Raw genomic sequence first — 11274 nt, 5'->3', positions numbered from 1 at the left:
CCCTGCACGGGCTCGCCACCCTGACCCGCGCGGGCCGCCTGCTGCCCGAGTACGCCCAGCCGAGGGTGGAGCTGCTGGTGGACCGGCTCGCCATGGTCTGACACACCATCCCGGCGGGCACGCAGCCGGGGCCCTCGGGCCCCGCCGCTGCCTGCCTACGGCAACGCAACCGGGCACTCGCGTCCACACGGAGCAGCCGCAGATCGCCGGGCCCCGTACCCCCGAAGGGGCACCCGCCCCGGAAGGTGCCCTGGTCGTCGCGCGCCTCTTCGGTTCGGCCAAGGGCTCACCGGTTACTACATACACATGCCACGACTGGAGGGTGCCACTCGACGGAGCCCGCGTCGCCGCGGTCAGCACTCGTTCGAGCACCTTTTTGGGTACCGGCTCCTCGCTGAACGCCCGCACGGCCCGGCGGCTGTCCACCGCCTCCCATACATCCGCGCCTTCTCGCTCTCTCGCTCAACGCCAGCCATCTCCCTATCGCCTTCAGCGCGCACAACAGGCAACAAGGTGGTTCGGATCTCACTTGTCGGCGTGCCGGTGGAGAGGCGCGGTTCGGCACCGCGTGGGAGCCGTGGACGCCGCCAGGAGTGTGTGTCGCGCCATGCAAAGAATCTCAAAAACACAGTTCCCCGGCACAGACCGTCATCCAATGGTCAAACGCACGACCTACCGTAGGCCGCCGTCGTCAACTCACGGAGGCCCCACCACTCATGTACCTGTCTCGTCATCGCACGCCGGCTCCCAGCCGCCGGGCCAAGTGGTCGGCCTCTCTCGCAGCCGGCGGCCTCGCTCTCACACTTCTCTCCGGTGTCGTCGCGGAGCCCGCCGCTGCCGCACCAGGTACCGCCCAGGCGGGCCCAGGCACGGCAACGGCGTCAGCCGGGCGTTTCGTCGTCTACGACAACACCGCCTACCGCGACGTCGGCCTGGCTCGCTACGGCGCGATCCCGTCAAACGTCGTCTACGAGGGGTACGTTGCGGCCCTGAACGGGAAGAAGCGGCCCGGGACGGAGCTGGACCTGCCGCCCGAGGCCGCGTACAAGGACCTGGTCCGGAAGCATGCGAGCAAGCCGGGCCCCGTCGTCCTCGACTTCGAGTCCCTCTACCTCACCGGCACTCCCGACACGGCCCAACGGCATCTGGAGAAGCTGGAGAAGTTCGCCCAGTGGGCGCACGAAGCCCTCCCCGGCAAGGTGATCGGCTTCTACGGCGTACTCGGCAACACCGCACCGCGGTACTACCCGCTCGCCCGGCAACTCGCCCGGTATGTGGGCGCGTTCTTCCCCACCCTGTACGCGTTCGACGACAACCGCGCGGCCTGGCGGGCGAAGCTGGTCAAAGACCTTGAGGAGGCCAAGGCCGTCGACTCCAGCAAGCCCGTCTACCCCTACCTGTGGCCGCAGTACCACGACGGGACGCGCAAGAGCCCTCAGTTCCTGTCGGCCGACCACTGGAGCTACGAGCTCGACACGGCGCGCCGGCTCGTCCCCGGGGTGGTGATCTGGAGCGGCGCGTGGCCCGTCACCGACAAGGGCTGGATCACCGCGACCGAGCGGTTCATGGCGACCATCGCCAAGTCGCCGACGGCAACCCCGTCGGCACCCGGCGCCGGTCCGGCCGCCACGCCCACGCCACACGGCGCCCTCACGCCGGCAACCGGTGTCAGCCTCGTCGCCGACTCCACGGCGTCGCCCGACACGGACGACGACGGCAGCCCCAAGGTGACCCGCCTTGCCTCCACGGGCGGTGCCGCCCTCCCGATCGTGCTGACCGCCGGCGGGCTCCTACTGGCCGGAGCCGCGGTGTTCGCCGCCACACGTCGCCGCCACCGCCACTGAGCTCTGTCCTTCACCGATCGTGCTCGAAGGCCCGGATCGCCATCGGGCGAGCCGGGCCCCGGTGCCCGGGTTGCCGCTCCGGGTCTCGGCGGACTTCGCCGGCGTCCGTGTCCATCGGCACCCCGCCGGTGCCAGCACCGAAACGCCCGGAACCGGTTTCGCACGCCTGGTCCGCTCCATCGGCGACCTCGCCGCCGCCGCCGCCGCTGTCGTCGTCCGGCAAGCCGATCCCGAGGACGGAGCCGATATCCACCGCCAGTTCGGACTCAGGCCCACCACCCGCATCCCGGGCAGCCGAACGATCCGAGCGGAGATCGCCCCGGAGCGGCGGCACCGTAGCGGATCTTTGATCGCGCGCATGGTCGCAGCACCGGCGAACGCCCTTGTGAGGAACGGGCCGCTGGTTGGCGTGCCCGCTGGAAGACTCCCGTACGCGGTATCAGTCCGGATCAGGTAGCAGATCGCGGAGTTGGGGCAGTCGTCCTCGCGTCCTTGGCGAAGGTGCGATGCCGGGAAGCGCCCTCTTGCCTGCGCTCGCCGGTGCCTTCGCCGTCGCACTAGTGATCTATAACGGCTGAGGGAGGTCACGGCGGTTGGAGGTCGAGTCCGGTCTTGGCGATGAGCCCCTGGACGAGGTGGGGGCGGTACCGCATCCCTTTCAGCCGTGTCTTCACCAACGCGGTGAGCTGGTCGAGGCTGCGTTTAGTGAGGTTGGCCAGGGACCTCTGCAGGTGCGACGGCAAACCCTCGACGAGGTTGAGCTCGCGAGCATACGGCGGCAGGTGGTAGACGGTCAGCCATATCGGGCGGTGACCAGCTCGCGCATGGTGCCGCTGACGGGCGTGTTCAAGTCGTCCACACCAGCACGACGGGGCCGTCGAGCGGCTGGTGCGCGGTGTCCAGGAGGCGGGTGTAGTTGGTCTCGGTGAAGCCCTTGCGGCGGCCCTTGGCGGGACCTCGGTTGAGGTGGAAGTGGTAGGTCAGCCGGGGCCGGTGACCGACTTGGGTGCAGACCAGCGCCGCCATGGAGACCCGTTTGGTGCCGACGGCGGTGCCCCCGCACCACCGGGGTGTGACCCCGGCGGCCCCAGGTACGGCCCTTGGGCGGCCTCAGACCTGGCCGGCTTCGTCCTCGAAGCACAGCCAGGCGCCCAAGTCCGCCGCCCCCTTCTTCTATGACGGGCCACTGCTCGTCCTTCCAGGCGGCGATCTTCCCCTCGTCCCACTCGATGGCTCAAGGCACGGAGTTGATGCGCATCGAGCTTGCAGCGAGCGCTGCCGGCTCCCTTGGAGGCCAGAGCCTGCCGGCCTCCTGAAACCAACGCCCGCCGCCGGCGGTTCGCCGACATCCGCGTCACCCTGAACCGCCGGGCCACCTCACGGTCACTGGCTCCGGCTTTGATCAGGTCGGCAGCATCGAGCCGGACTTGCTCACGCCGAGCCCGTCCCTCGGCCGTCAGTCCTCCGCCATCGGGATACCTCATACCCCCGGCATAGCGCGGCCCACGCCATCCGTCACGACCCCACGTAACCCGCGCCGTTAAAGGCTAGTGCCGCATCAGACAACGTACGCCCTGTATGGCGCTCATCGGCAGCCATGGGAAGCAGGGCGATCGTGAATCACCCGACGCCAGATGGGACGTGCGTGCCAGGATCGACCGTATGACTTCCGCTTCCAGAAGCTCTGACGTGCACGCAGACATCCCGGCACCCACGCAGCCGCCGTGGATCCGTCCTGTCCCGGAGGGTTCCGCCGGGCCCGGCGAGCAGTCTGTGCCCAACGACTACGACAGCTTCGCCGAGGCGTACTCGGCTCAGAACGAAACCAGCCTCTTCAACGCGCACTACGAGCGGCCTGCGATGCTGGACCTGGCCGGGGACGTGGCCGGCCGACGGATCCTGGACGCCGGCTGCGGCTCCGGCCCCCTGTCCGCGGCGCTGCGCGATCGGGGCGCGATCGTGACCGGCTTCGACTCCAGCACCAAGATGCTGGAGCTGGCCAGGAAGCGGCTCGGTGACGACGCGGCCCTGCACCTTGCCGATATGGGCAGCCCGCTGCCGTTCCCCGATGCCGCGTTCGATGACGTCGTCGCGTCCCTGGTCCTGCACTATCTGGAGGACTGGACGGCACCGCTGGCCGAGCTGCGGCGCGTGCTGACGCCCGGCGGCCGACTGATCGTGTCCGTTGATCACCCCTCCATCGGCCTCGTGCAGCCGGGCGCCGACTACTTCGCGACGTATAAGCACTCCGAGGAATGGACCCTCGGCGGGCACACCGCCCTGATGACCTTCTGGCATCGGCCGCTGCACGCGATGACCGACGCCTTCACCGCGGCCGGCTTCCGGATCAACGTCATCAGCGAACCGTTCCCTGCACCGGGCGCCCGCGAGCTGTTCCCCGACGTTTTCGTGGACAAGCCCTCGGGGGCTTTCGTGTGCTTCCTGTTCTTCGTCCTGCAGGCCGACTGATGTCGTATCAGGCCACGTTGGCCTTGGCGACGACGGCCCGGAGGCGGCGGTCGTCGGCATGGCGGTTCCGCCAGATCAGGTAGCGGCGGATCATGCTGCCCTGCTCTTTAAGGCTGGCGTGGTCGGTGCCGTCCAGGGCGAAGTAGCGCAGGGCGGTGAACTGGGCCTCGATGCGATTGAGCCAGGAGGAGTTGGTCGGGGTGTAGGCGATCTCGACGTTGCTGGCCGTCGCCCAGGTACCGACCCGCTGGCACCGTTTCGTGGTCAGGTGCGGGGAGAAGTTATCGCACACGATCGCGATACGGATTTCGGGTGGGTAGCGGGTGCGCAGGGTAGCGGCAGAACTCCAGGAGCTGGGTCCGCTTCTTGGCCGGTTTGATGTGCCGTAGAGCCTGTCGTGCTTGAGGTCCAGGCGGCGAACAGGTGGCGGACGCCGCCGTATCGGTTGTCGGTCGCCCGGCGCCGACGCCGAGGCTCGCGCTCGGGGTGCTTGTGCTTGCCGCCGCGCTTGGCCCATCGCCGACCGGGGCGGGGCTGGAGGTTGAGCGGCCCGAACTCATCCACGCAGAAGATGACTTCGGGCTCGCCTTCCTCGGGTATGACTTCACCGTCGGCGATCGCGTAGAGGTGTTCGACACGGGCCTTCTTGGCCGCGTAGTCGGGGTCGCGTGAGGTCTTCCAGGACTTCACGCGTTGAAACGAGACGCCCTCTTCGCCGAGCAGGATCCGGAGACCCTCGCGGCTGATGTCGTCGATCACCCCTCGGCGACCAGGAAGTCGGCCAGCTTGGCCAGGCTCCAGGTCGAGAACGGCAGACCGTGCTCGGTCGGCTTGGACTTGGCGATCTTCTTGATCTCCCGGCGTTCCAGGAGAGTGAAGCTCTTCGGCTGGCCACCCTTGTACTTGGGATAAAGCGAGTCGAAGCCGTCCGCGTTGAAGTTGTGGAGCACGTCGCGGACCCGGTCCGGGCTGGTGAACGTCACCTCGGCGATCTTCGCCACCGGCATGCCCTGCGCGGATAACAGAACCATCTGAGCCCGCCGCCAGGTCACCACCGACCAGCGCCTCTGCGGGTGATCCGTAGCAACCGCCTGCCTTCGTCGTCATCAACTCCCGGACCCGCACGCGTTCAGCCACGTGATCATTCTGGCTGTCCGGTGCTTCCCGGCGCAGCAAGTCGGCGACACATCACGACAGGGCGAACGTAGCTTGATGCGGCTCTAGTTAGCTTCCCATCTCTTTCGTGCAATGCATCGCGTGCAGTGTGAGGGTCATCAACATTTTATCAATCTTCTCCTTGGGTACCTTCGGAAGATCCCTCTTCGCCTTTTCCTCAATATCCTTCAGAATCCTCTGTTGCTCCTCAGTCGTATGCTTCTTGAGGGGTTCCTTGGCAATTTCATCATCTACGATCTTCGTGAATTTCTTCAGGTCGACCGCGCTGAGCTTCCATTCCTTGTTCTGCTGTTCCAGTTCCTTGTTGACGCACTCGGTGAGCTTTTTCCTCTTCGATCCGCCGTCCGCTGTGGCGTGGGTGGGCGTGCAGAGCGTGAAGGCAGCGACTGCCAGGAGCGTCGTGATCGGGCGATGTGCTTTCATTCAAGTCCTCCGGGATCCTTGACGCGTCCGCGCCATGGTGACTGATCGTCCCAGTCAGCCCCCGCATATCCCAGCAGTGCGACTATCCGGTCACCTGAAAGAGGTACATGGCGGGATCCAGCGTCGTCGAGGTAACTAGTGCGTGTCCGATGGGTCAGCCGTACTACCTACCGGCCGGGACCTTCACCACATGCGCCAGCCAGGGCGTCACGTTTGTCGATTCGGCTGAGGAGCTGGTAGCGCGACGTAACTCAGAGGGGAATTGCCGCGTTCTTCCGTTACGTGGGAGGTCTACGGGAATAGGCTGCCCCAGCCCCAGTTGGGGTGTTCCCTACGAGGTGGGAATGATGTGCGTAGGGCTAGTGAAGTCGAGGCGCTGCTCCAGGCTCCGCCGTGTGCCCCGGTGCAATGAGCTGCATGACAAGGCGGGCCGGGTCGATAAAGGCTGCACCGACATTCGGCCACGACCAGTCCAGGTCCACGCCTGCCTGTCCCCGATCATCACGTTGTGCGGATTGATGTCGGTAAAGAGCAGCGTCCCAGCCTCGATTGTCTGTGCCTCACCTTCCCCAGCAAACCGGTCCCATCGGCTCTCCGGCCAGCCATCCGCCTCCACCGGCAGGGGAAGTTCCCCGATCCGGTTGAGAACATCGACGACCACCGGGAGATCCGGCGAATTCGACTCGAATTCGGATGAGCGTGCCTCGATCACATTGAAAACGAGGACGATCCTGGCGTCACCTTCGGCATGCCACCGCAGAGTCGGTGATACTGCGCGGACGGACGGATTGACCTGCCGTTTCCGTACAATGGAGGCACGGCGCCCCTTGGGCGATTACGGCAGGCTTTGACGAACACGGGCCCCTTCTCGCGCTTCATCAGCGCCGTGAGATCTGAACCGTTCCCGCGTGGGGTGGCCTGCACCTCGTGTTGTTCGCCTGTGTGCTGTCGTACAAGCTTCCACAGAGTGTCGGTGTCGGGCGAGTTGATGTACCTCAGCTCCCTGGGCTGCACGAACTGCTGGGGTATCCGGGGGAGCACTCATCCATGGCTCCACCCGCCTGATGTGCTGCCGGACGTTCATAGAGGCGTTGACGGCAGCGCCGAACTTCTGCTTCGCACGTGCCGGAAACTCGTCTCGGCCCACTCGGCACAGCCGGGGACGGGGTCGGGGATCTCGTGGCGGGGCGGCGGGTCAGGCGGGTGGGGGCTGAGGTGTGGCCGATGCTCGATCACGCAGCGAGAGTCGTTCCGCGCGCAGTACGCGCCAGGTCTCCGGCCCGACGACACCATCCACGCGGAGACCGTTGACTTCCTGGACATGCACCACCCAGCTCCGCACCTTAAGGCCGAACCTCCCGTCGACTGCTAGCTGTTCGAAGCCGGACCAACGGTTGATCAGGCACTGAACCTCCTTGACACGGTCGCCAGTGTCACCAATACGGGTGGGGACAGATCCGTTGTAGTAGCCGCAGTATTCGGCCGCGCCGGCTACAGGAGTGGATTCTCGTGCGCTGGCTGGCGCGACGGAGGCGGCGAGGGCCATTCCCAGCAGCAGCCCGCTCAGTCCGGCTGCCAGGACCGGGCGTCGACGTGTATGCATGTGAGAGTCCCTCCACCGATGTTCGTGAGCCTCCCGGACAGGAGATCCACAAAGACACTGGCTTCCGGAGCGGCCCGTCATGCGGCTCCCACTGGCTTAAGGCCCCTGTGGGGGATAGCGCGTTGACACGTGCGAAGACTGACGAGATCCGTTGTTGCCTAGCCATGCGGCAGGTTGAGCAACGCGGGATACCGAAGTGCTGCGAACTTTGGAAAGCGGAGGTTTCATCCACCTCAAAACCCGTGCAGATTCCGATCCGCTATACACCGCCTTGCGCCACGCCCCCTTGCTGCACACCCCCGTTGCGCACAGCGGCCCCCTGTCGCGCTGAAACCCCGGGGTGCCAAAGGAAGAGCTCCAGCAGTTAAGCCAGGGCATAGGGGCTGAAGACAGTGGCTGTGCCTGAGCGCGTCACGGTTCACCATGTATGTGGCTCATCCGTCGCACGGAGAGGAGACGGTCGACAGTCAACCCCACTCTTCACCCCATGCGTGCACGCTCGCCGGTCACCACTTCGCCGAGGCGCTCGCCTGCCTTCGCAAGCCACGCCCCCACACCGCCCTGCTCACCCCAGACGACCTCACCTTCGCCGTCGACACCTACCGCGAACGCATCGGCGACATCGAACAGGCGCAGCCCGGAGAACGCAGAACCACGGAACCCGTGCTTCGGATCAACCATGCCGCTCCCTGACGGCCCGACGGCATCGATGCGTGGGCCCGCGCCCTGCGCCGGCAAACTGCTACCCGGTGTCGGCTCGCGCGGGAAGCTTTCGGGTCGGGCGGCGGCTTGCCCCCTTTCGACCCGGCGGAGGTGTCAGGTTGGCGAGGTCGACGCCTCGGCTGCGGCGGTTGTGCTCGAGGGCGTTCGTTGCGTTGGGAGCGACCGTGATCCATGAGCGTGATCAGGAAATCGATTGGCGTGTCCTGGCTGGCCCCGAAGGGGCAAGTTCTGCATGTGCACTCCTCAGGACGCTGTCGGCTGAGGTTGAACACCTGCCGCGACGGTCAGTTGACCAGCCTGCCGGTTCTGTGGGTGGGGTGCTCGGGTCGCTTGTTCGGCCGGCAGTACGACCCGTGCATGACGGCTTGGTGGCTGGTATTGATCAGCCGGTCCGGGAGTGAATCGGGGACGGCGGGGTGGGGGGAGGGGATGCCGGTCACTGGGGGCCTGGTCGCTGGTGATGATCAGGGACCGGCCCTGCTGCTCGCTGTCCAACTCGTAGAGGGCTTCGCCATTGGGCTTGGGCCACAGTGAGCTGGCGCGCATCGCGAAGTCGTCGAGGAAGGGGACGTCGGGGCGGACGAGTTCGCGCTCCGCTTGTACCAGGTGTCGTCCACCTTGCTGGTTGAGGCGTTCTCAACGGACCCTGCATCACGGTCACAGTCGGGTAACGCGCACTCCATACCGCAGTATGTGATATTGCACATGTCACATGCTGCTTCCATGAGAAGAGCCAGAGCCCTGATATGGGCCGTCGCCGCCATCGGCGGAGTTCTCGCGGGTATCACCCCTGCCTCCGCCTCCGTGACCGCATCGGAGGACGCCGGCCAGGGGAAACTCACCTGGAGCTCCTGCCGCGACGCGACCACTCCCGCACTCCAGTGCGCCATGCTCGACGTGCCGTTGGACTACGCGCATCCGAACGGCACCAAGATCAAGATCAAGGTGAACCGGCTCCCGGCCACCGCGCCCAAGAACAAGCAGCAGGGCCCGATCCTGTTGAACCCCGGCGGTCCCGGCGACTCCGGCCTGTGGATGCCCGCCTACATCTCCGGAAAGATCCCCCAGGACGTCGCCTCGACCTACGACTGGATCGGCTTCGACCCGCGCGGCACCAACGCCAGCAACCCGCATGTCACCTGCGACGCGCACTACTTCGACGCCGAGCGGCCGGACTACCAGGTCAGCAAGGGTACTTCGCAGGCGTGGCTTGAGAAGTCGGCCAAGTACGCCGCCGACTGTGCCGCGAACTGGAGCTGGTTCCTGCCGCACATGACCACCGTCGACAACGCTCGCGACATGGACAGCATCCGGCGGGCGCTCGGCGCTCAGAAGATCAACTTCTACGGTGGCTCGTGGGGCACCTCGCTGGGCTCCACCTACGGCCAGCTCTTCCCCTCACACGTCCGCCGGATGGTGCTGGACAGCATCGTCGGCCCCACCATCACCTGGTACGACCACAACATCCTGCAGGACAAGGAGCACCAGCGCCGATTCGATGCCTTCGCGGCGTGGACTGCCAAGGCCGACCCGGTCTACCACCTGGGCACCGACGCCGCCACCGTGGAGCGGAAGTACTACCAGGTCGAGGCCGCACTGCGGACCAACCCGGCGGATGCCGCCCCGGCCCCCGGCAAGATCGGCCCCGCGGAGTTCGAGGACACCTTCTACGGCGGTGGCTACAACTTCCTGCGCTGGCCACAGATGGCGACAGCGCTGTCGGCCTACCTCACCAAGAACGACACCCGCCCGCTGCAGATCGCCTACAACCGCTTCGCGGCCCCGGGCGCCGACGACGGCACGTTCCCGGCGTACAACGCGGTCCAGTGCACCGAGAACAACTGGCCGCGCGACTGGCAGTTCTGGAAGAAGGACCAGGCCAAGATCAACGCCATCGCGCCCTTCTACACCTACAACAACATGTGGTACAACGCAGCCTGCATGTTCTGGCCCTACCAGGGCAACCAGGCCGGCCGACTGAAGATCACCGGCAAGGGTCTGCCGCCCATCCTGCTCTTCGAGGCCACCGAGGACGCCGCCACCCCCTACCCGGGCGCGATCGCCATGCACAAGGCGCTGCCCGGATCCAAGCTGGTCGTCCAGAACGGCGGCAGCTTTCACGAGATCCTCTTCCACGGCAACTCCTGCCTGGACGACACCTTCACCGCCTATCTGCGCGACGGCCGCCTCCCAACCGGCAAGGGCTTTGTCGCCACGACCTGCGCCCCTGAACCGGACCCCGCCCCGGTCTACGTGACCCCGCCACCCGCCACCAGGAAGGCCGAGCCCGCCCTCCCCGCCGGCGACCCCCAAGCCATCCACGGCATCAGGTAACGGGACTCGGTGCTTCCACAGCCGCGAGATCTTCGTAAGGTCTTCAGGTCTGTCACGGCGTCAATCGTCCGCTGACAGTCGTAGTCCTGCGGCCAGTCGCCCCTCCTCTTCAGCCACGCCGGCATCGGCAACGACCGCCGCACCCCTGCCGCTTCGCCTCAGTCATGCCCGAGCTGCGTCAAGGGGTGCGGCCTACTGGAGAGGGGTCCGGAATCCGACGGGCGGTCGTCCTGGGCATGCCGAGCGTTCGCGCAGGAACTCATCAACACCGTCGCGCTCGCCATGCGGCACGGCATCACGTCGGCCGAACTTCGCGACGCCGGCTACACCCACCCCACCTCGACCGAGGCGTTCAACGATGTGCTCGCCACCATCGTGCGGGCCGACTGGTACTCCAGCTGCAGTTCGCTGTTCCTGCTGGTCAGGCTCCTGTTTCTGAGTGTATTGAACTGATGGGTCGTCATGTAGCGGAAGTTCGTGGCTGGAGGTGCGGCGTTTGTAGTGGCAGTGCCTGGCGGCAGCCTGGTGGTGGCGCCGCCAGCGAGACCATTTCAGGGCATGACTGGCGCGATGCCTCGCGCGCTGCTGTGGGGGTTCCGGCCCCAGATGTCGGTGTGGCCGGAGCCGAGGAAGCCCCTTCCGACGCGCTGGACGCGGTTCGATTCTCACGTTGCCTGAACCCTGTGAGGCGGAGGAGACGAC

Annotated in this window: 9 protein-coding genes and 4 pseudogenes; 5 read left to right on the top strand and 8 right to left on the bottom strand. The window is 66.4% G+C overall.

Annotated elements, in window-relative coordinates; genetic code table 11:
- Positions 1-101 (top strand): annotated as a pseudogene (locus ACO1BR_RS38665) (TetR family transcriptional regulator); the annotation flags it as partial.
- A 136-nt stretch (positions 102-237) separates the two neighbouring features.
- On the opposite strand, the pseudogene ACO1BR_RS38660 reads toward ACO1BR_RS38665, so the two are convergent.
- Positions 238-426 (bottom strand): annotated as a pseudogene (locus tag ACO1BR_RS38660) (nitroreductase family protein); the annotation flags it as partial.
- Positions 427-716: 290 nt separating this feature from the next.
- Between ACO1BR_RS38660 and ACO1BR_RS38655 the strand changes: the two are divergent.
- Positions 717-1844: an LPXTG cell wall anchor domain-containing protein gene (locus ACO1BR_RS38655; RefSeq protein WP_426799791.1), complete on the top strand. Its 1128-nt coding sequence runs from the start codon at positions 717-719 to the stop codon at positions 1842-1844.
- A 10-nt stretch (positions 1845-1854) separates the two neighbouring features.
- Here the strand turns inward: ACO1BR_RS38655 and ACO1BR_RS38650 are convergent, their stop codons facing one another.
- A complete protein-coding gene (locus ACO1BR_RS38650; RefSeq protein ID WP_426799790.1) occupies positions 1855-2178 on the bottom strand; it encodes a hypothetical protein in 324 nt (107 codons plus the stop codon).
- Positions 2179-2428: 250 nt separating this feature from the next.
- Positions 2429-3328 (bottom strand): annotated as a pseudogene (locus tag ACO1BR_RS38645) (transposase).
- Positions 3329-3572: 244 nt separating this feature from the next.
- Here ACO1BR_RS38645 and ACO1BR_RS38640 point away from each other — a divergent pair.
- Positions 3573-4313 carry a methyltransferase domain-containing protein gene (locus tag ACO1BR_RS38640; RefSeq protein ID WP_426799795.1) on the top strand — a complete coding sequence of 247 codons (741 nt, stop codon included), beginning with the start codon at positions 3573-3575 and terminating at the stop codon, positions 4311-4313.
- 7 nt (positions 4314-4320) lie between these two features.
- On the opposite strand, the pseudogene ACO1BR_RS38635 reads toward ACO1BR_RS38640, so the two are convergent.
- From ACO1BR_RS38635 to ACO1BR_RS38615, 5 genes and pseudogenes are all read right to left on the bottom strand, one after another.
- Positions 4321-5450 (bottom strand): annotated as a pseudogene (locus ACO1BR_RS38635) (IS630 family transposase).
- Between the two features lie 87 nt (positions 5451-5537).
- Positions 5538-5912, bottom strand: a complete 375-nt coding sequence (locus ACO1BR_RS38630) for a hypothetical protein (RefSeq protein ID WP_426799789.1) — start codon at positions 5910-5912, stop codon at positions 5538-5540.
- A gap of 331 nt (positions 5913-6243) precedes the next feature.
- Positions 6244-6624 (bottom strand): hypothetical protein, encoded by a 381-nt coding sequence (locus ACO1BR_RS38625; protein ID WP_426799788.1) that lies wholly within the window; start codon positions 6622-6624, stop codon positions 6244-6246.
- A gap of 483 nt (positions 6625-7107) precedes the next feature.
- The gene (locus tag ACO1BR_RS38620; protein ID WP_426799794.1) at positions 7108-7458 is read right to left on the bottom strand and encodes a peptidoglycan-binding domain-containing protein; all 351 of its coding nucleotides are present in this window, start codon (positions 7456-7458) and stop codon (positions 7108-7110) included.
- A gap of 537 nt (positions 7459-7995) precedes the next feature.
- Positions 7996-8196 carry a hypothetical protein gene (locus tag ACO1BR_RS38615; protein WP_426799787.1) on the bottom strand — a complete coding sequence of 67 codons (201 nt, stop codon included), beginning with the start codon at positions 8194-8196 and terminating at the stop codon, positions 7996-7998.
- Between the two features lie 765 nt (positions 8197-8961).
- Here ACO1BR_RS38615 and ACO1BR_RS38610 point away from each other — a divergent pair.
- Both ACO1BR_RS38610 and ACO1BR_RS38605 read left to right on the top strand, forming a co-directional pair.
- Complete coding sequence (locus tag ACO1BR_RS38610; protein ID WP_426799786.1) at positions 8962-10572, top strand: alpha/beta hydrolase; 1611 nt, start codon at positions 8962-8964, stop codon at positions 10570-10572.
- Between the two features lie 282 nt (positions 10573-10854).
- Positions 10855-11025: a hypothetical protein gene (locus ACO1BR_RS38605; RefSeq protein WP_426799785.1), complete on the top strand. Its 171-nt coding sequence runs from the start codon at positions 10855-10857 to the stop codon at positions 11023-11025.
- Positions 11026-11274: the final 249 nt, after the last annotated feature.

The sequence above is a fragment of the Streptomyces sp. YGL11-2 genome, from assembly GCF_050054615.1.
GTDB lineage: Bacteria > Actinomycetota > Actinomycetes > Streptomycetales > Streptomycetaceae > Streptomyces.
Note: the sequence above shows the minus strand (reverse complement) of the source record. Positions and strands in the feature narration are given on the sequence as shown.

Bases quoted from the DNA above. Each gene is read 5' to 3' on its own strand.
- ACO1BR_RS38655 (WP_426799791.1), top strand. From the start codon at position 717: ATGTACCTGTCTCGTCATCGCACGCCGGCTCCCAGCCGCCGGGCCAAG.
- ACO1BR_RS38630 (WP_426799789.1), bottom strand. From the start codon at position 5,912: ATGAAAGCACATCGCCCGATCACGACGCTCCTGGCAGTCGCTGCCTTC.
- ACO1BR_RS38620 (WP_426799794.1), bottom strand. From the start codon at position 7,458: ATGGCCCTCGCCGCCTCCGTCGCGCCAGCCAGCGCACGAGAATCCACT.
- ACO1BR_RS38615 (WP_426799787.1), bottom strand. From the start codon at position 8,196: ATGGTTGATCCGAAGCACGGGTTCCGTGGTTCTGCGTTCTCCGGGCTG.
- ACO1BR_RS38610 (WP_426799786.1), top strand. From the start codon at position 8,962: ATGAGAAGAGCCAGAGCCCTGATATGGGCCGTCGCCGCCATCGGCGGA.
- ACO1BR_RS38605 (WP_426799785.1), top strand. From the start codon at position 10,855: ATGCGGCACGGCATCACGTCGGCCGAACTTCGCGACGCCGGCTACACC.